This is a genomic window from Streptomyces sp. NBC_00057, assembly GCF_045041165.1.
GTDB lineage: Bacteria > Actinomycetota > Actinomycetes > Streptomycetales > Streptomycetaceae > Streptomyces.
The window spans coordinates 5,244,928-5,265,659 of the sequence record NZ_CP108256.1 but is presented as its reverse complement, the minus strand read 5'-3'; the positions used below and the strand labels follow the sequence as shown (position 1 = coordinate 5,265,659).

Sequence of the window (20,732 nt, the reverse complement as noted above, 5' to 3'; positions counted from 1 at the left end):
GGGTCAGGTGTGGGCGGCGTCGGTGGTCTGCTCGGGCACGGGGGCGGGTGGCCGGCCGGGCAGTGCGATGAGAGGTACGGCGAGAGCGGCGGCGATGGCGGCCAGGGCGAGGCCGGCGTGCACGCCGTTGGCGGGACCGGTGAGGCCCCAGACGGCTGTGGCCAGGGCGGGGCCGAGGGTGAAGCCGAGGCTGCGAGCGAGTTGAACCGTGGAGCCGACGGTGGCGATACGGTCCGGCGGGGCCGTACTCATGACCAGGGCTTGGGTGGGGCCCCCGTTCAGGCCCATGCCGACGCCGGCCAGCGCCAGCCGCCAGGCCACCTGCCAGGGTGACCAGTCGGCGCCCAGCGGGACGAGCAGGAGCAACCCGGCGGCGGTGAGCGCGGCGCCGGTCACTGCGACCGGTCTCGCACCGTACCGGTCGGCCAGACGCCCGCCGAGCGGTCCGGCCAGCCCCATGCCGAGTGGGAAGGCGAGGACGATCAGACCGGTCGTGGTGGCACTGACTCCGTCGTCGCGCTGGAGGTGCAGAGCGACGACGTAATGCATCGCGGCGAAGCCGGCCGCCAGCGCCAGCACCGCCCCGTGCGCCCGAAACAGCCCCGAGGCACCCAGCACGCCCGTCACCGGACGCCCGCCTGGGCCGCGCAGCCACCACCACAGCGGCGGGATCGCTGCGAACACGAGCAGCAGCCACCATGGATCGTTCGAGGCCAGGGTGAGCGTGAGCAGGAGCACCGCCACACCGGCAGCCACCAGCAGGGCATCCGCCAGCGAACGGTGATCCGGCCGCCGCGGACGAGCGTCGCGCGGCATCGCCCTCCATGCCACGAGCAGGGCGAGCAGGCAGAAGGGGAGCTTGACGAGGAAGACGGCATGCCAGCCGAAGTGGTCGAGGAGCAGGCCGCCGACGGCCGGTCCGGTCACCGCGCCCAGTGGGCCCAGGGTCGCCGGCACGCTCATCGCCCGCCCCCGTAGCTGGGGTCGCACCGAGCGCATGGCGAGTACGGGCATCAGAACGAAGAGGGCTGCCCCGAACGCACCCTGCACGAGCCGGGCGGCGATGAGCCAGGCCGCCCAGGGTGCGGCGGCGGCCAGTGCGCTGGACAGACCGAAGCCGGCGGTGGAGACAAGCACGGCGGAACGCATCCCGCCGCCGTCCAGCCATCGGCCGACGGGCAACAGCAATGCGACAACGGGGAGTTGGTAGCCCAACACGGCCCACTGGGCGATCGCGGCGGACACGTGCAGCCCGTCGGCGATGTCGGCCAGGGCCACATTGACGATGTTCATGTCGAGCATCGCCACGAACGACAGCAGGCCCGCCACGGCCACCAGCAGCCAGCGATCCTCACCGAGAGATATGTGACCGGGCCGTTCCGAGCCGGAATCATGATGCGTCATCCATCCGCCCCTCACCGTCGCGGGTGGGCTGCCGGTCGGCAGCCTCGTCCCACAAGTCGGAGGGATGCCGGGATGAGTTCCCGATCCTGTCCACAAACGTGGCGGGTGAGGGGAGTTACCTGTGTTGGCGGCGGGGCGGACTGCCGCTCATGGCCGTTTCCACCGCCCAGTACAGCAGGACGCTCGTCACGGCTCCAGCGGCACAGCCGATCAGGGTGCCGGTCACATCACCGGCGACGGAACCCAGCCGGCCGTACCCGCCGACCGGAACAGCCGCCGTGGCCACCAGCAGCGGGTTGATGTGGACGTGCCGAATCTGCCAGGCGCCTGCGCACCGCGATCGTCGAGGCCGGGTTCGGCGTCGACGGCACGGTCGCCGCCTGAGTACGCGAAGAGGCCGGCAGGACACATAACCATCCCGCCCAGCCTCTTCGTCATCCGCCCGCGTGAGTCTCCGCGGCCGCGGGCGGCCCCGCCTGGGCCGGTGTCCGGTGGTCGAAGGCGATCAGCGGCTCCCCGGTCAGGGGGTGGTCGACCACCGCCGCCCGCACCCCGAACACCTCTGCCATCAGAGCGGGCGTGAGGACTTCGCGGGGCGGACCGGAAGCCACCACGGCTCCGGCATGCAGCACGTGCAGCCGGTCGCACACGGAGGCGGCGGCGTTGAGGTCGTGCAGCGACACGAGTGTCGTACGGCGCTGGGCGCGCAGCAGGGCGAGCAACTCGACCTGGTGGCGGACGTCGAGGTGGTTGGTCGGTTCGTCCAGGACCAGGACGTCGGGGTCCTGCGCGAACGCCCGTGCCAGCAAAACGCGTTGGCGCTCGCCACCGGACAGGGCCGTGAAGCGGCGTCCGGCGTACCCGTCCATGCCGACGTCGGTGAGGGCACGGGCGACAACGTTGCGGTCGGTGGCGTCCTCCCCGGCGAAGGCCCGCTTGTAGGGCGTACGGCCCATGGCGACGACCTCGCGCACGGTCAGCTCGAAATCGCTGCCCCGTTCCTGCGGAAGCGCGGCCACATGGCGGGCCGACCGGGCCGGGGTCATCTCCTGGATGTCGGTCCCGTCCAGCAGCACCCGCCCGGCCGCCGGCTTCAGATGCCGGTAGACCGTCCGCAGGAGCGTGGACTTGCCGCTGCCGTTGGGCCCGACCAGGCCCGCGATCTCGCCCTCGGCCGCGATCAGGTGGGCGCCGGACACGACCGTGCGGCCGGCGTAGGCGACGTGCAGGTCCTCGATGTCGATTCTCAACTGCCGCTCCCCAAGCGCCGGTCCAGCAGATACAGCAGGGTCGGAGCCCCGATGAGCGAGGTGACCACGCCGACCGGCAGCTCCTGCGTGTCCATTGCCGTACGGCAGACGATGTCGACCGCGACCAGCAGCAGGGCGCCGAACAGTGCCGAGATGGGCAGCAGGCGGCGGTGGTCGCCGCCGATGACCAGGCGGCAGACATGCGGCACCATCAGCGCGACGAAGGCGATCGCGCCCGAGACCGCGACCAGGACACCAGTCAGCACGCTGGTCACCGTGAACAGTTCGCGGCGCAACCGCGTCACATCGATCCCGACGCCGGCCGCCGTCTCGTCGCCCATCAGCAGTGCGTTCAGGCCGCGGGCGCGGGCCTGGAGCCAGAACCCGGCTGCCGGAACCACGACCGCGGGCACCGCGAGCAGCTCCCAGTTCGCCCCGCTGAGGCTGCCCATGAGCCAGAACAGCACGCTGTGGGTCTGCTGCTCGTCCCCGGCCTGGAGCACCAAGTAGCTGGTGAAGCCGGACAAGAACTGCCCGATCGCCACCCCGGCCAGGACCAGCCGGAGCGGGGCGAAGCCTCCGCCGCGGCGAGCGACCGCCCACACCAGTGCGAAGGTGGCCAGTGCGCCCGCAAAGGCGGCACCGGACAGGCCCAGCCCCAGCGCCCCGCCCGCCCCGAGGCCGAGCACGATGGCGGCGACCGCCCCGAGGGAGGCACCGTTGGAGATACCCAGCAGGTAGGGGTCGGCCAGCGGGTTGCGCACCAGCGCCTGCACCGCCGTACCGACCAGCCCGAGTCCCGCGCCGACGAGCGCGGCCAACAGGGCACGGGGCACACGGAGTTGCCACACGATGAGGTCGTCCGTGCCGGGGCGTGGCGCCTCTCCGGACAGCCGACGCCACACCACGCTCCACACCTCGCCGGGCGGGATGGACGTCGAGCCCCAGGCCACGGCAGCCGTCAGCGCGGCCAGGAGTGCCACGCCCAGGACGGCCGCCAGCGGTCCGGCGGGCAGACCGGCACGCGCCTCTGCCGTGGTGGCCTTCCGGCGCACCGGCGTGAAGGCCACGGTCAGCCGACCTTGCCCGGGTGGAGCGTCTTGGCGATCGTCTCCACGGTGTGGGCGTTCTCGACGCCCGCGATGGTGGTCTGCTCGGAGCCGATGCGCAGGAAATGGCCCTCCTTGACCGCCTTCAGCCCCTTGGTGGCCGCGTTGGACTTCAGCCACTTCTCGGCCTCGTCGAACGCCTTGTCGTTCGCCGCCTCGCTGCCCCGGTTGCGGACCCCGAGCTGGATCCAGTCCGGGTTCTTGGCGATGACGTCCTCCCAGCCGACCTGCTTGTAGTCGCCGTCGCAGTCGGCGAAGACGTTGCGGGCGCCGGCCAGGGTGATGACCGCGTTGGCGACCTGGCGGTTGCAGACGACGGTGGGCTGCTTGGTGCCGGCGTCGTAGTCGAAGAAGAAGTACGTGGGCCGCGCGCTCTGCGCCGTACCGCCGACCGCCTGCTGGACGGCGTCCGTCTTCTCCTTCATCCCTGCGACGAGTTCCTTGGCCTTGGCGCTGGTGCCGGTGACCGCGCCGAGGGTGGTGATGTCGGCCTCGACCGCCGACAGGTCGGTCACGGCGCTCTTGCTCGTCGCGGCGCAGGCGGTGGACTTGAGGTAGATGTGCCTGATCCCGGCGGCCTTGAACTCCTCCTCCGTCGGCGCGTCCCCCATCCCGCCGCCCATGTTCATGTTGGCGAAGGTGTCGATGTAGAGGTCGGCGCCGGAGCCGAGCAGCTTCTCCTTCGGGATGACGGTGTCGCTGAGCACCTTCACCTTCTGCGCCTGCGCGTCCAGGTCGTCGGGCAGGGTCCCCTTGCCCGGCGGGAAGCCGGTGCCGATCACCTCGTCACCGGCCCCGAGACGGAGCAGCAGCTCCAGGCTGGATGCGTTGCTGGTGACGATCCTTTTCGGAGCGCTGGAGAAGGTGGTTCTGGCGCCCATGCAGTCGGTGGCGGAAACGGGGTAGTCGCCAGAGACGGCCTTCCCGGCACTCTCGTCCGCCGTGTCCTTCTCCCCGCCGCCGCAGCCGGCTGCCAGCAGGCCGCCCAGCACGACGGCCGCCGTACCGCCCCACACACGAGAACGCATCGAACAACTCCCGGATCCACTCGGCACGCGGGCGAACCTCCGTCACCCGGTCCAGTAGTCGGGACGAACGCGCCCTGAGTTCCCGGCCAGTTGAAGATCGGACTCAGTTGAACCGCTCGCGGTGACTCGCGCGGCGAGACACGCAGCACCCGCAGGAAGGCGTGGCGCCCCAGAACCTCCGTTCCCACCCCCCGCACACCCACCGACAGGACCCACTCCCGCTCACCACGACTCACTTCAACGCAGCAAACCGGCAGCAGCTCGCAACCCCGTCAAAGAGTGGGATCACCACGACGTGCCGCTGTCCGCTCGCATGTGAATGTGCCGTCGGCCCTCGCTTCTGGATCAGGTGCTGACGAGGGTGCCGGTTCCGGCTGCTTCCCGCCGACGCCGACACCCTCGTACGGGTTGGGCTCAGGCCGCCGCCAGCGCGGTGGGCTCCTCCGCCTCGTCCAGCAGGCCCATCAGGGTCGCCCGGGCGCGGGCCACGCGGGAGCGGACCGTGCCGACCGGGCAGTCGCTGACCTCGGCCGCCTCCGCGTAGGGGAGACCGACCAGCTGAGTGAGGATGAACGCCTCCCGGCGTTCGTCGGGCAGAGCGGCCAGCAGGTCCAGAAGGGCGATGCCTTCGTCGAAGCCCGGCAGATCCTGGGGCTGGGCCAGTTCGACGGCCAGCTGCCAGTCCGGTGCGTCGGACAGCCGGGGCCGGGCGGCGGCGTACCGGTAGCTGTCGATGACGGCCCGGCGGGCGATGGACAGCAGCCACGCACGCGCCGAGGAACGGCCCTCGAACCGGTGCAGACTGCCGAGCGCGCGCAGGAACGTGTCCTGGGCGAGGTCGTCGACAGCCTGGGGGTCGCCGCACAGGTGGGCGACGAAACGCTGAACGTCGCGCTGCAGGGCGCGCACGAACTGCTCGACGGCGTCCGCGTCACCGCCTCGGGCGGCCAGCGCCCACGCGGTTATCGATTCGTCAATTGATGCCGCTTTATCCGTTTTGCTATGCAAATCAAGCGGGGCAGAGGTGATCACGTGGCGTCCTTCTCGGAATCCGTGATCCGGACCGGGGCGCGCAAGGGCGCGAGCGGTCCGGTGAGTGGGGAGACGGCCCTACAACGCGCGGGCGCGACGGCGTGATGACGCTACGGCGCCTGTGCGGGCGTACGGCCGAGGCCCGAGGCGCGCACGGGCAGCCTCGGGAAACCAGTTGTCTTTAGACGACAACCGTCCCCACAGGAGGACCCCGAGAAGAGATCGCGTAGGCGAGAAGGAGAAGGCTCGGTGCCCGGTCCGAGCGAGGACACGCGAGACGGACGCGAGGGCCACCCGGGGCGGCGGGCAGAGCAAGCAGCAGCCGAAGTGGTGCCGCCAGCCATCCGGCCACGGCCCGCAGGATGCGGAAGGCGGCCTTCTCCCCACACGCCAGCCACAAGCCGCTCAGAAGCGCGGCGAGGAGGTGGGCGGCGAGCATCCCGAACGACGACGAGCCGCCGCCACCGTCCATGGAGTGCCCCATGTGGGTCATGTGATCCATGGGGCCCATGCCCATGTGGGTCATGTCCATGGAGTCCATCTGCATCGACCCCATGCCCATGCCCATGTGCATGGACCCCATGTCGCTCATGTCCGTGGAGGCACTGCCGCCGGATGCCGACTGGGCCAGTGAGAACGCCCAGTGCAGCGCCGTCTGTGCGGCGACCACGACGGCCACGACCATCGGCAGCCCGCGCTCACGACCCGCCAGGCACCAGCCGACGGCACCGGTCACGGCAACACCGGCGGCCAGTGCCCACGCGGGCACGTAGGAGCCGGACATCATGACGTGGCCCAGGGCGGCAAGCAGCACACATACGGCCGCGAACACCGCGGCCCGTATCGTGCGAGAACACCACCCAGCGCTCATAGCGCCTCATCCTCGCATCCGGGCATCGCTCGTCATGTGTGGGTAGGGATATTGCCCCGCCCTCCGCATTCAACCGACCGGATGTGATCCAAGCCACTTCAGTGCGCTGGAACTGGCCGGCATTCCCATCCGACTTCTCTTGCTGACCAGGTCTGCGACCGGAGCCCGCGCACGCTCCGGTCAGGCCGCCCGCACGCCTCCCCGCTGGACCAGGTCTGCGCCGACGTCACCGCCGCCACCCGCCGTGTCCTCACCCGAGGCAGCAGCCCCGACCCAGCGCTCCTCACCGGCCCAGGCGCAGGCATGCCTGATCGCCTGCCGACGCAGCCGCGACCTGTGTGAGCAGCACGCCCAGCACCACGAGCACTGCCGCCTCTGCGCCGACGCGACCGGCCGGGCCGCCGATGCGTGCCGGGAGGTGCTGGTGGCCCTCGGTAGCTGACCGACCGGCCTGATGTTCAGGAGGCTCGGCCGCTCGGGCGGACCACGACTGCGAGGGTCTTGATCGCCCCGCTGCGCTCGAAGTGGAGTGTGAACGGGACGAGGCTGCCCGCCCGCCACCCCTCCTTGGGCCGCAGAGTGACGGCCGGCCCCTGGGGTGACATGGAGAGCTCGCTGCCCGCGCGGACAGTGGCCGAGGCCATGCTTTCCCGGTAGGCGGCTCCGCTTCCGGTCATGCGGTGGCGGCTGAGCTCGATCTCGCCTCCCGTCCCGGAGGACGTCACCCCGACCAGCCGGTCGTCGGCGCCGCCGGTGTTGGTGATGTCGAAGAAGGCAGCGGTCTGCGTGCTGTCGCCATACGGCAGGAAGACCCGCCCGGACGTGACGGCGATGCGGGCCGGGCTGCCCGCCTTCCCGGCCGTGGCCCAGGTCGTCAGTCCCCCGAGGGCGAGGCTGAACGCGGCGATGGGCGCGATGGCAGCGAGCAGGCTGTCGATGAGCCGGCGGCGGGTGGGCCGCCAGAGGTTCTGTCCGTTCATCGGGTACGCCTCCGGGCGGGCGAGGGCTGCCAGGCACGCAACCGCAGGCTGTTGGCGACCACCAGCACCGAGCTGGCCGACATCGCCGCCCCTGCGAGCATCGGATTCAACAGGCCGACCATGGCCAGCGGGACGGTGACGGCGTTGTAGCCGAACGCCCAGACCAGGTTGGCGCGGATCGTGCCCAGTGTGCGCCGGGCGAGACGGACCGCGTCCGCGAGCGCCTCGATGTCGCCGCGTACGAGCGTGACGTCGGCGGCCCCGATCGCCACGTCCGTGCCGCTGCCCATGGCGATGCCGAGGTCGGCAACGGCCAGGGCTGCGGCGTCGTTCACGCCGTCGCCGATGACCGCGACGCGGTAGCCCTCCTCCTGGAGATCCCGTACGAGGTCGGCCTTGTCCACCGGGGTGCAGCGGGCGTGCACCTCGTCGATGCCCAGGGCTTTCGCGACGGCCTGGGCAGGTGCCTCCCGGTCACCGGTGGCCAGCACGGGGCGTACGCCGAGACGCCGCAGCCGGTCGACCGCACGGTAGCTGCCGGGCCGTACGACGTCTCCGACCTCGATCAGGGCCTCCGTCACGCCGTCCACGAGGACGATCACGGGCGTGTGTGCGGCGGCTTCGGCGACCGCCATCGCGTCGACGAGCGCGGCGGGCAACTCGTCGTCCGGGGCGAGGACTTCGACCAGCCTCCCCTCGACCCGGCCGCGCACGCCTCGCCCCGGCAGCGCACGGAACCCGCCCACATCAGGCAGCTGCTCGTCCGACTCCCGCCGCGCATACGCGGTGATGGCCCGGCCCAACGGGTGTTCCGAGCCCTGCTCGACGGCTCCCGCCAGCCGCAGTACGACATCACGACCGAGCCCGTCCGACACAGCGGTGGCCCGGGCGACGTTCATGTGACCGGAGGTGAGCGTGCCGGTCTTGTCGAGGACCACGGCGTCGAGGTGCTGGAGTCCCTCCAGGGCCTGCGGACCGGTGACGAGCACGCCCAGTTGGGCCCCGCGCCCGGTCGCGGCCATCAGTGCGGTCGGGGTCGCCAGGCCGAGCGCGCACGGACAGGCCACGACCAGGACAGCCACGCACGCGGTGATCGCCGCCTGCGGATCGGCCCCTGCGCCCAGCCAGAACCCGAGCGTCGTGACGGCCAGCGCCAGCACGACGGGCACGAAGACACCGGCCACCGAGTCGGCCAGTCGCTGCGCCCGCGCCTTGCCCGCCTGCGCCTCGGTCACCAGCCGGGTGATCCGGGCCAGCTGCGTGTCCGCGCCGACCGCGGTGGCCCGCACGAGCAGCAGCCCGCCGGCATTCACGGCCCCACCGACCACGGCCGAGCCCGGCCCGACCTCGACGGGTTCGCTCTCCCCGGTGACAAGGGACAGGTCGACCGCTGAACTGCCCTCGGCCACCTGCCCGTCGGTGGCGACCCGCTCCCCGGGACGCACGACGAAGACCTGCCCGACGCCCAACTCCTCAATGGCGATGCGTCGTTCGTGGCCGCTCTCCCGTACGGAGACTTCCTTGGCGGCGAGCCCGGCGAGCGACCGCAGCGCCGACCCGGTCCCACGCCGGGCCCGTGCCTCCAGAAAACGGCCCGCCAGCACGAACAGCGTTACGCCGACGGCCGCTTCGAGGTAGATGTGCGCGACGCCCTCCGCAGCGGAGGGCACGAGGCTGAACGGCATCCGCATGCCGGGATCGCCGGCCCCGCCGAGGAACAGCGCGTACACCGACCAGGAGAAGGAGGCGGCCACGCCGAGCGAGACCAGGGTGTCCATGGTGGCCGCCGAGTGCCGCAACCCCCGGACCGCGCGCACATGGAAGGGCCAGGCGCCCCACACGGCGACGGGCGCGGCGAGAACGAAGCACAGCCACTGCCAGTTACGGAACTGCAGACCGGTCACCATCGACAGCACGAGCACCGGTAGCGCGAGCAACGCGGTGATCAGCAGCCGGTCGCGCTCCTGCCTGACGCCCTCGGACTCGTCACCGTCCTCGCCCTGTCGCTTCTTGGGCGGCTGGGGGAGCGCGGCCGTGTAGCCGGCCTTCTCCACGGTCTCGACGAGTTCCTGAACGCTGATCTCCACCGGATGGCTCACCCGGGCGCGCCCGGTGGCGAGATTGACCGTCGCCGTGACGCCGTCCAGCTTGCCGAGCTTCTTCTCGACGCGCTTCACACAGGCCGCACAGGTCATGCCGCCCACGGTCAGGTCGGTCGTCACCGGAGCGGTCACGGATTCCGCGCCCATCAGTGGCCTCCCCCGTGCGTGCCACCCATGTCCATGTCGTCCATGTCCGCGCCGCCGCCCCCGCCGCCGTCGCCCCGACCTCCGCCGGTGCTCGTTCCGGTGCCGTGCATGCCGGGCGCCACCGGACCGGCGACCGCCCCGACGGCGTACGACACCATGAACATCAGCGCCAGCAGCAGGAGGAAGCCGCAGAGCGCGGGCGGGGGCGCGAACCTGTGCAGCACCGCACCCGCGCCGGAAGAGGATTGCCGGGACTCGTCCATCAACCGCGTCTCCAGGTGACGTGGCACGGCGTCGGCCGATTCGAGCCGTGCTGTTTCAGGAGTCGGACGAGGCTGGAGGGAGGTTCCCGGGAACGGCATGTGGGGCGCATCACATGCCACTCCACGTTCGTGTGCGCACCGAACGGACCGGTGTCCTGCCGACGGGGCGTCGCTGCCGCCATGCACCGCCATCGCGGCGTGCGTCCGAACGGCATCGAAAGCAGTGGGTCAGCCGGCCCATCGTCCGGAGAGGAAGGTGACGGCGAAGACGGTCATCAGGGGTGCTGCGATGACGAGGTAGGCGGTCTTGACGCGGGCGTTTCGCAGGCTCCAGGCAGCGAGGCCGGTCCACAGGGGCCACCACAGGAGGGTCGCGCGGGGGATGGAGGTGTACCAGTAGGAAGTGCCAAGGGCCCACAGGCTGAGGCCGATGTACACGGCTTCCGGCCAGCGTCGCTGTCGGATCAGCAGGCCGCACAGGCCGATGCCGACCAGCATGGCGAGGAGTTCGGCCTGGCTCATCAGGGCGTACCCGGTGCTCTGGGAGTGCCCGAAGGCGGCGTGCCAGGTGTTCTGCCAGGCTTCCCAGGGGGCGTGGAAGTCGCGGTACCAACCGCGTTCCTCGGCGTGTTTCCAGGCCATCCAGTCGCCGGTGTGCGTGTGCAGGTACCAGCTGTAGAGAAACGGCGGGAGGGCGGGCAGGGTCAGCCAGGGAAGACGTCGCCAGTGGGCGGGGGTGCGGGCGGTGACCAGGAAGTGGACCGCGAGAGCCGCGGCGAGGAAGAGGCCGCTGACACGGACGGTGGTGGCCAGGCACGTCAGGACGGCTGCGAGCGGCCAGTTGAGGCGCTGGGCGGCCAGCCAGGCCGGCAGGGCCAGGGCGAGGAAGAGCGCTTCGGTGTACCCGGCGGCCAGGAAGACCGCGCACGGGGAGAGCAGGAAGAACAGGGCCGCGCGCTGGCCCGCGTCGTCCTGCGGCAGGTGCAGCCGGGCGATCCGGCCCAGGGCCAGCACGGCGACGCCTCCGGCAACGAGGGAGATCAGCGCACCGGCCGCGGGCCAGCTCGGAATGATGGTGTGGACGGCCCGCAGCACGAGGGGGAAGCCGGGGAAGAAGGCTTCCCTGTTGTCCCAGCCGGATATCCAGGGGCCGGACTGTCCCGGGAAGTAGCCGTCCTGGGCTATATGCAGGTAGTGCCACCAGTCCCACCGCTGCCACGGTGAGAAGAACGAGGCGGCGTGGCGGGTCTGGCGGTCGTCGGCGAACAGCCAGCGAGTGCAGTAAGCAATGATCCAGATGCCCACGCGCGTCAGCAGGTACAGCCACAGCACCTCGCGGTCGGCCGGCTTGAGCCGGAGAAACAGCCGCCGGAGAAACAGCCGGCCGAAGGATGTCGTGCTCGGTGACGGCGTATCGCGCGGCGGCCCGGGAGCGGGCCTGGTCCGGGCGGGCGGACGCTCACGCTGCCGGTGGGAGGATGAAAGGCTCACAACAAAATCTCCTGGGTCGGATGTGCGCGTGCCGAACAGCCCCGGGCAGGCGTCACCCGGGGCACGGGAGGCGGAGGTCAGCGGGGCGGGTCGCTCTGGCTGCGGGTGGGAGTGGCCAATGCCCCCGATGCGCTCCGACCGGGGGAAGGGCTCCCCATCGGCGGCAGGCTGGTGCGGGGCGAGGAGGGCAGGGAGGACGCAGGAGAGGGCCGGGGGGAGGAAGGGGTGGTGGCCGGGACGGTGGTGCTGGTGCTGGTGCTGTCGGGCAGGAGCGCGGCCACGGCCGCACCCGTGCCGGAGAAAACCAAACAGACTCCGACAGCCAGCGCAAGGATCCGGCGCCTGCGCACTTGCTCCGCGCGCTCGGTGATGATCGAGAGCGGAGCGGAACGGGCGCGGGACTGGCCGGTGGCGGCCGCCTCCTTGAACAGGGACCGCAGCGGGTCTTGGGGTTCAGACACGGGGCCCCTCCTCTGTACGCGGATCCTGCAGACGATGTGAGAGCGTGGCCCGGCCCCGGGCCAGATGCGTCTTGACGGTGCTGGCCGCCAGACCGGTCTCCGCGGCGATCTGCTCGACAGTCAGATCGCATACGTAGTGCAGGGCCAGCGTGCGGCGCTGTTTGGGCGGCAGATCCCGCAGCACTTCCACCAAGGCCACCGACTCCGGTCCGGGAGCCTCCACATGGGGCGGGGCACCACTGCGCTGCCAGGCATCCGCCATACGGCGCCGCCCGCGCCACCGGCTCACCGCCAGTCGCCAGGCGACCGTACGGATCCACGCCTCGGGCTGCCTGTCACGGTCGAGCTGACGCCGTCGGCTCCAGCCCTTGACGAAAGCTTCCTGCACCACGTCCTGCGCCTCGTGCTGGTCGCCGAGCATCACAAACAACTGCCCCGTCAGCCGGGCGGCCGTCTGCGCATAGAACTCTTCGAACTCCTCGACGGTCAACAATCAGCTCCTGGATCTCCTCGTTCTCACCGGGCATACGCCCGGCACCCCGCATCCGGACGACACCGAAACCGAAATGGTCAGCGTGACGGTCATCACACAGACCCGACGGTCCGGGGCATCGGATTGCGGTTCACTCAGCCGGCTCCCACAAATGATCGCCTGTGAGCGTTCCGTGAAGAACCCGGAACCCGCCCCGTTTCCGCAGGTGAGCGCATGCAGAAGTCCCCCGGAGCCCGCGCGTTGCGCGACGGGGTTCCGAGGGACTGCCGCCTTTCGAGGCCCTGGAAGCCCACTCCATGCCAGGCAGACGCCAAAGGGTCGTCGCAACACTCGAGTGTTGCGACGACCCTTTGGTGAGCCAGGGAAGTCCAGGGCTTCCGCCCCGGCGTCGGTCCGCACGGCGGTGACGGTGACGCCCCGACCGGCGCGGCCGGCCTTCGTCGGCGCCTCGACGAGGCGCACGCGGGGGTCAGACAGCCGCGGAAGCGGCCTGCGAGGTCACCTGCTGGATGACCTCGGTGAGCGCGGTGACGACCTCGGCGTCGTCGGCGGGGTGGGTGTCGGCGAAGCGCGTCACGGAGCCCGGGATGGACAGCTTGACGTCCTCCAGGACCACACCGCCCGCGATCCCGGCGGACTTGCGGGCGTCGTCCTGCGCCCATACGCCGCCGTACTGACCGAAGGCGGTGCCGACCACGGCGACCGGCTTGCCGGAGATGGCACCGGCACCGTACGGGCGGGACAGCCAGTCGATGACGTTCTTCAGGACGGCCGGCATGGTGCCGTTGTACTCGGGCGAGAACAGCAGGAACGCGTCGGCCCGGCCCGCCACCTCGCGCAGCCGGGCGGCAGCGGCCGGGACGCTTCCCTCGACGTCGACGTCCTCGTTGTAGAAGGGCACGTCGGCCAGGCCCTCGTACAGCTCGATGTCGGCACCCGCGGGGGCGTGCTTGACGGCGGCTTCGGCGAGCTGACGGTTGTGCGAGCCGACGCGGAGGCTGCCGACGAGCGCGAGGATGCGTACAGACATGAAGAACTCCCGGAAGGCGGAATCTGCGGAACAAGCGGACCGTGGTCCGTTGAAAGTTGTACCACTTAAGCGGACCGAGGTCCACTTAAGTCTTCCGGGCGCTACCCTGAGCCCATGACCGGTCACGTTCCCCCGCCGCTCAGGCCGCCCGACCCCGGCGAGGCGCGGACGAGTCTCCCGCTCGCCCCGACCGGTGAGCCGCCGCAGCTACGGGCGGACGCGGCACGCAATCGCACACGCCTGCTGGACGCCGCTTCCCGGCTTCTGACCGAGTGCGGAGCAGCGAACCTGACCATGGAGTCGGTGGCCGCCGCCGCAGGGGTGGGCAAAGGCACCGTCTTCCGGCGCTTCGGCGACCGAGCCGGACTCCTGCTCGCGCTCCTGGACCATCGGGAAGAGCAGCTCCAGGCCGCCTTCCTCTCGGGTCCGCCGCCCCTGGGCCCCGGCGCCCCCGCGGCGGAGCGTCTGCACGCCTTCGGGCCCGCCGTCCTGCGCCACGAACACGATCACCACCCCCTGATCCTGGCCAGCCGGACCGACCCGCTGCGCAACTACACCGTCCCGGCCCACCATCTGCGGCTCAGCCACATCACGATGCTGCTGCGTCGGGCGGACGTGGCCGGCGACCCGGAGCTGCTCGCACACACCCTGCTCGGATCCATCGACACCGCCCTGGTCCACCACCTCACCCAGGAGCGCGACATTCCGCTGGAGCGCCTGGAGGAGGGCTGGCACCACCTGGTCACGCGACTCGGGGCGACCCGGTAGGACGGCAGCGGCAGGTCTCCGAGCGACGCCTCACGGGCGCCCCGGTCCGCCGCAGCCAGGCTTGCGGGCGTACCGTTCGGGCCGACGGTCACGGGGCGGGGCACGATGCACCTCCGGTGAGCGACGTACCGCCTTCTTCCTCCACGGTCCCGCCTGTTCCTCGGCCGGGCGAGGGAGTGCTTCCGTGGCCGGGCGGGGGAGCGCCGTGCCGGACCGGGGGCAGATCGAGCCATCGGGCCGTACCGGGTGTGATCACATGGGTATGGCCTCCCAGGACGACCCGGACGGCCGGGTGGTGCGAGTCCGGTACGGCGATCCGTAGGCGCTGGGCACGGATGCGCAGGTCCACGTCCCAGTGGCGGCGGAATCTGATGCGTACCCCGAGTTTCGAGAGCTGTGGCAGCGTGGCCGGCGCGAGCCACAGTGCGTCGTCGCGGGTCTCCAGCCCCGTCATCCCGCGCTGTACGAAGTCGAGGGTGCCCGCCATCGCACCCAGATGGATGCCTTCCTCGGTGGTGCCGCCCTGGATGTCGGCCACGTCCCCGGTCAGCGCCTCCTCGCAGTACTTCCACGCCACCTCGCGGCGCACGCGGGCCAGCACCCAGGCATGGACCAGGGAGCTGAGCGTGGAGCCGTGGCTCGTACGGGCGAGGTAGTAGTCGACGGTGGCGCGCCAGATGTCTTCGTCCAGCACATGCCCGAGCTGCCGGAAGAGGCCTGTGAGTTCCTCCGGCGAGAAGAGGTAGCCGAGCATCAGTACATCGGCCTGTTTGGACGCCTGGTAACGATTGACGGTGTCGCCCTCCGCCTCCAGGATCCGGTCCAGCCGCCGGATGTCCCCGTACCGCCTCCGGTACCCCTCCCAGTCGAGCTCGGCCAGCTCCCCGTAACCGGCGAACTGGCTGATGACACCCCGGTGATACGGCACATGCAGCCGGTGGGAGATGTCCTCCCAGCGTTCCGGTTCATCGGGATCGAGCCGGATCCGGTCGAGGAGCTGCCGGCGTCGTGTCTCGGACAGGGCGCGGTACAGCTCCGTCGAACGTGACAGAACCCAGGCCGCTGTCACGTTCGTGTACGCGTTGTCGTCGAGGCCTGCCGCCTCGGTTCCCGGATAGGCGTCGTGGTACTCGTCCGGTCCGACGACACCGCGGATGCGATACCGGGCCAGGGACGCGTCCCATTCGGCGCTGTCCGCCCAGAACCTGGCGATCTGCAGCAGCATTTCCGCGCCCTTGGAGTGCAGGTACTCCGTGTCGCCGGTGGCCTGGCAGTACTGCCAGACGTTGTATGCGACGGCCGAGCCGACATGGTGCTGCAGCCGGGAGCGGTCGGGCAGCCAGCGCCCCGAGCGCGGGTTGAGATGGAGTTCCTGGGTCTCCTCACGTCCGTTGTCGGCGCTCTGCCAGGGATACATCGCCCCGGCCCTGCCCGCCTCGCTCGCCGCTCGGCAGGCTGCGGGCAGCCGCCTGTGGCGGTAGTCGAGAAGTCCTCGGGAGACTTCCGGGAGATGCAGATTCAGGAACGGCATCACGAACAGCTCGTCCCAGAAGACATGGCCCCGGTACGCCTCACCGTGCAGCCCTCTCGCCGGTACCCCCACATCGAGTCCGGCGGTGTGCGGGGAGAGCGTCTGCAGTACGTGGAAGAGGTGCAGCCGGAGAATGCGACCCGCTTCGCCCGGGACCTCCAGCCGGACCTGCTGCCACAGATCCGCCCAGGCCCGCTGGTGCGAGGAGAGCAGATGCGAGAAGTCCGGGGCTCTTCGAACCTCGGCCACGGCTGCCCGCAGGGGGCTGCCGATCGCCAGGTCGCGCGAGGTGTACAGCGCCACCGTCTTATCGACGACGGCGTCGGAGTCCGGGCTCAGCGGGAGCATCAGCCGTTGGAAGACCGCCTTCGCCGTGTGCCGGAAACCCGGGCCGACCGACTGTTCCTCCCCTTCACCGCCGCACCCGGCCAGTGTGCGGGCCGCCAGCGCGACACCGATGCCCGACTCCACCGTGCGGCACCTCAGCGACACCGCACCGTCCTCCTCCGCCGCGGTCACCCAGCCGGTCAGGTGCCGGTTCGACAGATCCCGGTACCGCGCGACGCCGGAGTTGCGGACGTCGCCGTCGATCCCCGCCTCCACCTCGATCGCGCCCTCCCATCCCTCCGCCCGGAACACCGTGTGCAGGGCGGCGAGATGCGGATCACCCATGTGCACCAAGCGGCACTGCTCCACATGCAGCCGCCGGCCCGCCCCGTCCTCGTAGACGGATCGGCGGGTCAGCGTGCCCCCGCGCAGATCGAGTGACTGGCGGTGTTCCACGAGGTGCTCGTGATCCGGGGAGAGCCATGGTCCCGGGGCGGTACCGGCGGGGTGGATGCGGTAGCGCAGCGGCAGCCAGTTCGGCAGGTTGACCAGGTCCTCGTTCTCCACCCGGCGGCCCCGGACCGAGGAGGTCAGCCGGTTGTAGCAGCCCGCCGCATAGGTGCCGGGGTAGTGCGACCGGCCCTCGGACGTCTCGGACGCGGCTCCGCGGGTGGCGAAGTATCCGTTGCCGAGCGTGCACAGCGCCTCGCGCAACCGTTCCTTCTGCGGGTCGTACCCCTCGTACGACCAGGTCCAGGCCCGCGCCATCAGTCGTCCCCGGCCGTCAGCAGGTCCCCCGGATCGGGCACCACGATGTCGGCACCGTGGCGGCGCAGCTCGGCGGCGCCGGCGGGGGTGCCTGTGCGGTTCACGCCGACCACGAGTCCGAAGCCGCCGCGGCGCCCGGCCTCGACCCCGGCCAGCGCGTCCTCCACCACGGCGGTGTCCCGGGCCGGGGTCCGCAGACGCCTCGCCGCTTCGACGAAGAGCGAGGGGTCCGGTTTCCCGGGCAGCCGCAGCCGACGCGCCTCGTTTCCGTCGACCACGGCGTCGAACCGGTCGATGAGGCCGGCCCGCGCCAGCAGTTCCGTCGCGTGCCGGGACGCGGAGACGGCGGCACAGGGCACCCGCTCGCCGCGCAGCACGCCGAGGAGACGGACCGTGCCGGGCCAGACGTCGACCGGGTCGGTGCGCAGGCTCTGCGTGAACAGCTCGTCCTTGCGGGCGGCGATCGCCCATATCGTCGCGGTTCCCGGTGGGTCGTCGGGGCTGCCTTCGGGAAGATCCAGTCCCCTCGATGCCAGGAAGGCCGCCGCGCCGTCCTTCCGCGACCGGCCGTCGACGTGGCGCAGATAGTCGTCGGCGGCGTCGAACGGCCGCTGCCCCTCGACGGCCGACAGACAGTCGTCGAACGCCTTCTTCCAGGCTGCGGCGTGTCTCCGGGCGGAGTCGGTGATCACTCCGTCGGTATCGAAGACCACGGCCCGCACGGAGCGCAGGCACGGTGCCAGGGACGGTGCGGCTGCCATGACCGGGGCGGTCCCTTCGTCAGGGGCTCCTCTTCATGGCACCACGGTTCCGGTGCACGGGCGCGTCGTGGACTCCGTACGGCATCGCGACCGAGCGGCCCCCCAAAACCGCGCATATCGTTCACAACAGGCAGTCGCGGCCGGGCACGTGCGGCCGCCGCAGCCCTCCGGGGACCCGCCACGGACGGAGGATTCCATGTCAACGACCAGGAGTCTGCTCGACGTGCTCCCGCCCGACGGCCGGACACGCCTGCTCGACGAGGCGGCCCGCGAAGTGCCTCTGGCCCTCGACGAACGCCTCTTCGAAGAGGGCAGACGGGCCGACCACTTCTGGATCATCCGCTCCGGACAGGTCGAGGTCGACATCCATGTGCCCGGCCGTCGTGCGGCGGTCATCGAGACGCTGGGCCAGGACGATCTGCTGGGCTGGTCCTGGCTGTTCACCCCGCACGTGTGGCACATGGGTGCGCACGTGATCCGGGCGGGACAGGCCGTGGAATTCGATGCCGCTGCCGTCCGCTCGTTGTGCGAGGCCGATGCGAAGCTGGGCCGGGCGGTGTACAAGTACGTCGCCGAGACGGTGGCGGAGCGCCTGTACGGAACACGGACAAGACTGCTGCAGCTGTACGGTCCCCGGAGCGAGGCCCTTGAGGACTGAAACGGTCCGAGGCGTGGGACCCTCCGGGGTGCGGGACCCTCCGGGGTGCGGGACCCTCCGGGGTGCGGGACCGTCCGGGAGCGGGACCCTCCGCGGCGTGACCGAGGGATGAAAGGCCCATACCACCCGGCCGGTATCTGTTCCATGCTGAAGAGACCATCGACCGTTCCCGATCTCCGGGAGTTCCGATGCTCAGCCAGACACTCGACGACGCAACGCTGGCCGGCCTCGTCGCCGATGCCACCGCCGCCCCGTCCATGCACAACGCCCAGCCCTGGCAGTTCCGCTACACACGCGCCGGCCGGACCCTCACCCTCGTGGCGGACCTCGACCGCGCGATGCCCGAGGCCGACCCCGCCACCCGTGCACTGCACGTGGGCTGCGGCGCGGCCCTGCTGAACCTGCGGGTGTCCGCCGCCCACCACGGCCTGGACGCGGTCACCGCACCGCTGCCCGACCCATCGGCCCCGGCCGTACTGGCCACCGTCCGTCTCGGCGTCCGCCCCGACGCTCCGCGGGAACCTGCGGATGAAGCGCTCGCCGCTCTCCACCCTGCGATCCGGGACCGGCACACCAGCCGCTATCCGTTCGACGAGCAGCCGATCCCCGAGGACATCCGTACGCAGTTCGCCGACGCGGCCCGTATCGAGGGCGCGGACTTCGCGTTCCTGGCCCCGCCGCATCTGCAGACCGTGCTCGAACTGATCCGGGACGCCGAGGGGTACGACCGCGGGGATCCGGCACGGGAGGCGGAGCAGGAGCACTGGACCCGGAACACGAAGACCGAGGCGCCCGTCGACGGAATCCCGGATTACGCCTTCGGCCCCCGCGACGCCTCCGAACGAGCGACCACCCGCGATTTCGCGGGAACCGGCGTCCTCCCGGGCCGGGCACGCGTCCGGTTCGAGAAGGAGCCGCAACTGGCCCTGCTGAGCACCCCGGGCGACCACCCCATGGACTGGCTGAGCGCAGGACAGGCGCTGGAGCGCGTACTGCTCACCGCCACGCTCCACCATGTGTCCACCTCGTTCGCGACCCAGCCCATCGAATGGCCGGACCTGCGGTGGCTCCTGCGCGACCCGGTCTTCGGCACGGGGCACGCCCAGATGATCCTCCGCCTGGGATACGGGCCCACGGGACCGCGCACACCACGCCGTCCCTTGGACCAGGTGCTGACGATCGAACCGTAGAAACATCCGGACATACGCCCGGACACGCGCCCGAGCAATTCGCCCGAGTCCGAGGTGGACCGAGCACGGAAGGCGGTGGGAGCGATGCAGCTCCCCGTAGTCGTCGGAGTGGACGGATCTCAGGGCAGTCTCCGTGCCCTGGACTGGGCAGCGGCGGAAGCGGCACGCTCGGGGCTTCCCCTGCGCGTCGTCCACGCGTCGCTGTGGGAGCGCTACGAAGGCATACGCCCCGCCTCCGACACCGAGCGTCCCACCGAACAGGTCCTCGCCGAGCATCTCGTCGCCGCCGCCCAAGAACGCGCGCAACGGCTCGGCCCCGAGGTGCGCGCGGTGGCTTCCGTGCAGCCCGAGGACCCGGTGGCCGCACTCGTCAGGGAGAGCCACGAGGCAGCCCTCGTCGTCCTCGGCTCCCGCGGCCGGGGCCGGATCGCCGGGATGCTCCTGGGGTCCGTCAGCCTCTCGCTCGCCGGCCGGTCCCACTGCCCGGTCGTGGTGGTCCAGGCAACGGCGCCGGGCATCCCGCCGAAATCCGGCCGCGTCGTCGTCGGGATCGGCGACGCCGCAGGGCCCTCGGCAGCCGCCGCCTTCGCACTCGCCCAGGCGGCATCGCGCCACGGTGAGCTGATCGCCGTGCGCGCCTGGCGCCGCCCCGCCCACGAGGCCATGACCCATCCGCTCCTCTCGGGTTCCCAGGCTTCCGCACACCACCAACAGGCCGAGGAACACCTCGAAGAGGTACTGGCGGTGCTGGACCGCACCGGTTCCTCCGACGTCACCATCCACAGGTCGGTGGTGCAGGGACCGACACACCAGGAATTGATCGAAGCCGCCGCAGGTGCCGAACTGCTGGTCGTCGGCGCCCGGCGGACCGGCGGATGGCACGGATTCCATCTGGGCCCGGTGAACCACGCGATGCTGCACTACGCGCCCTGCCCGGTCGCTGTCGTCCCCGATGCGTACCTTTCGTCCCGAGCCTGAGATGTACCGGACCTGACGCCGGTCGGGGAAGCGCTGCGGTCAGCAGTCGAGGAGTTCGGGCACGGCATGACCGACCCCATGGGCGCGAGC

General features: G+C 71.1%; 20 protein-coding genes. 5 read left to right on the top strand and 15 right to left on the bottom strand.

Going from position 1 to position 20,732, the window contains the following annotated elements; all coding sequences use genetic code 11:
• Nucleotides 1-3: 3 nt before the first annotated feature.
• From OG953_RS24780 to OG953_RS24755, 6 genes are all read right to left on the bottom strand, one after another.
• Complete coding sequence (locus tag OG953_RS24780; protein WP_405686960.1) at nucleotides 4-1,404, bottom strand: MFS transporter; 1,401 nt, start codon at nucleotides 1,402-1,404, stop codon at nucleotides 4-6.
• 434 nt (nucleotides 1,405-1,838) lie between these two features.
• A complete protein-coding gene (locus OG953_RS24775; protein WP_405686958.1) occupies nucleotides 1,839-2,654 on the bottom strand; it encodes an ABC transporter ATP-binding protein in 816 nt (271 codons plus the stop codon).
• Nucleotides 2,651-3,724 carry a FecCD family ABC transporter permease gene (locus tag OG953_RS24770; RefSeq protein ID WP_405686957.1) on the bottom strand — a complete coding sequence of 358 codons (1,074 nt, stop codon included), beginning with the start codon at nucleotides 3,722-3,724 and terminating at the stop codon, nucleotides 2,651-2,653. Before OG953_RS24770 ends, OG953_RS24775 begins: the two co-directional genes overlap by 4 nt.
• Before the next feature lie 2 nt (nucleotides 3,725-3,726).
• Nucleotides 3,727-4,791, bottom strand: a complete 1,065-nt coding sequence (locus OG953_RS24765) for an ABC transporter substrate-binding protein (protein ID WP_405686955.1) — start codon at nucleotides 4,789-4,791, stop codon at nucleotides 3,727-3,729.
• Between the two features lie 414 nt (nucleotides 4,792-5,205).
• On the bottom strand, nucleotides 5,206-5,823 hold the full coding sequence (locus OG953_RS24760; protein ID WP_405686953.1) for a sigma-70 family RNA polymerase sigma factor: 618 nt from the start codon (nucleotides 5,821-5,823) through the stop codon (nucleotides 5,206-5,208).
• Nucleotides 5,824-6,004: 181 nt separating this feature from the next.
• Nucleotides 6,005-6,694, bottom strand: coding sequence for a hypothetical protein (locus OG953_RS24755; RefSeq protein WP_405686952.1), 690 nt, complete (start codon nucleotides 6,692-6,694; stop codon nucleotides 6,005-6,007).
• Between the two features lie 244 nt (nucleotides 6,695-6,938).
• Between OG953_RS24755 and OG953_RS24750 the strand changes: the two genes are divergently transcribed.
• Complete coding sequence (locus OG953_RS24750) at nucleotides 6,939-7,136, top strand: hypothetical protein (protein ID WP_405686951.1); 198 nt, start codon at nucleotides 6,939-6,941, stop codon at nucleotides 7,134-7,136.
• A 16-nt stretch (nucleotides 7,137-7,152) separates the two neighbouring features.
• Here the strand turns inward: OG953_RS24750 and OG953_RS24745 are convergent, their stop codons facing one another.
• From OG953_RS24745 to OG953_RS24715, 7 genes are all read right to left on the bottom strand, one after another.
• The gene (locus OG953_RS24745) at nucleotides 7,153-7,674 is read right to left on the bottom strand and encodes a copper chaperone PCu(A)C (RefSeq protein ID WP_405686950.1); all 522 of its coding nucleotides are present in this window, start codon (nucleotides 7,672-7,674) and stop codon (nucleotides 7,153-7,155) included.
• Complete coding sequence (locus tag OG953_RS24740; RefSeq protein ID WP_405686948.1) at nucleotides 7,671-9,923, bottom strand: heavy metal translocating P-type ATPase; 2,253 nt, start codon at nucleotides 9,921-9,923, stop codon at nucleotides 7,671-7,673. Before OG953_RS24740 ends, OG953_RS24745 begins: the two co-directional genes overlap by 4 nt.
• Complete coding sequence (locus tag OG953_RS24735) at nucleotides 9,923-10,186, bottom strand: hypothetical protein (RefSeq protein ID WP_405686947.1); 264 nt, start codon at nucleotides 10,184-10,186, stop codon at nucleotides 9,923-9,925. The genes OG953_RS24740 and OG953_RS24735 overlap by 1 nt, the downstream gene beginning before the upstream one ends.
• Nucleotides 10,187-10,414: 228 nt before the next feature.
• Entirely contained in the window at nucleotides 10,415-11,677 is a 1,263-nt protein-coding gene (locus OG953_RS24730) for a mannosyltransferase family protein (protein ID WP_405686946.1), read from the bottom strand.
• A gap of 77 nt (nucleotides 11,678-11,754) precedes the next feature.
• On the bottom strand, nucleotides 11,755-12,138 hold the full coding sequence (locus tag OG953_RS24725) for a hypothetical protein (RefSeq protein ID WP_405686945.1): 384 nt from the start codon (nucleotides 12,136-12,138) through the stop codon (nucleotides 11,755-11,757).
• Nucleotides 12,131-12,628, bottom strand: coding sequence for a SigE family RNA polymerase sigma factor (locus OG953_RS24720; RefSeq protein ID WP_405686943.1), 498 nt, complete (start codon nucleotides 12,626-12,628; stop codon nucleotides 12,131-12,133). The genes OG953_RS24725 and OG953_RS24720 overlap by 8 nt, the downstream gene beginning before the upstream one ends.
• 472 nt (nucleotides 12,629-13,100) lie before the next feature.
• Nucleotides 13,101-13,661, bottom strand: coding sequence for an NAD(P)H-dependent oxidoreductase (locus OG953_RS24715; RefSeq protein ID WP_405686942.1), 561 nt, complete (start codon nucleotides 13,659-13,661; stop codon nucleotides 13,101-13,103).
• Nucleotides 13,662-13,775: 114 nt separating this feature from the next.
• On the opposite strand from OG953_RS24715, the gene OG953_RS24710 reads away from it, so the two are divergent.
• Nucleotides 13,776-14,429, top strand: a complete 654-nt coding sequence (locus tag OG953_RS24710; protein WP_405686941.1) for a TetR/AcrR family transcriptional regulator — start codon at nucleotides 13,776-13,778, stop codon at nucleotides 14,427-14,429.
• Between the two features lie 88 nt (nucleotides 14,430-14,517).
• Here the strand turns inward: OG953_RS24710 and OG953_RS24705 are convergent, their stop codons facing one another.
• Nucleotides 14,518-17,055 carry a glycoside hydrolase family 65 protein gene (locus OG953_RS24705; RefSeq protein WP_405686940.1) on the bottom strand — a complete coding sequence of 846 codons (2,538 nt, stop codon included), beginning with the start codon at nucleotides 17,053-17,055 and terminating at the stop codon, nucleotides 14,518-14,520.
• Nucleotides 17,055-17,816 (bottom strand): HAD family hydrolase, encoded by a 762-nt coding sequence (locus OG953_RS24700; RefSeq protein ID WP_405686939.1) that lies wholly within the window; start codon nucleotides 17,814-17,816, stop codon nucleotides 17,055-17,057. The genes OG953_RS24705 and OG953_RS24700 overlap by 1 nt, the downstream gene beginning before the upstream one ends.
• 196 nt (nucleotides 17,817-18,012) lie before the next feature.
• Here OG953_RS24700 and OG953_RS24695 point away from each other — a divergent pair, with 196 nt between their 5' ends.
• From OG953_RS24695 to OG953_RS24685, 3 genes are all read left to right on the top strand, one after another.
• Nucleotides 18,013-18,474: a cyclic nucleotide-binding domain-containing protein gene (locus tag OG953_RS24695; protein ID WP_405686938.1), complete on the top strand. Its 462-nt coding sequence runs from the start codon at nucleotides 18,013-18,015 to the stop codon at nucleotides 18,472-18,474.
• A 188-nt stretch (nucleotides 18,475-18,662) separates the two neighbouring features.
• The gene (locus OG953_RS24690; protein ID WP_405686935.1) at nucleotides 18,663-19,664 is read left to right on the top strand and encodes an Acg family FMN-binding oxidoreductase; all 1,002 of its coding nucleotides are present in this window, start codon (nucleotides 18,663-18,665) and stop codon (nucleotides 19,662-19,664) included.
• A gap of 84 nt (nucleotides 19,665-19,748) precedes the next feature.
• The gene (locus OG953_RS24685) at nucleotides 19,749-20,642 is read left to right on the top strand and encodes a universal stress protein (protein WP_405686933.1); all 894 of its coding nucleotides are present in this window, start codon (nucleotides 19,749-19,751) and stop codon (nucleotides 20,640-20,642) included.
• Nucleotides 20,643-20,732 lie beyond the last annotated feature (90 nt).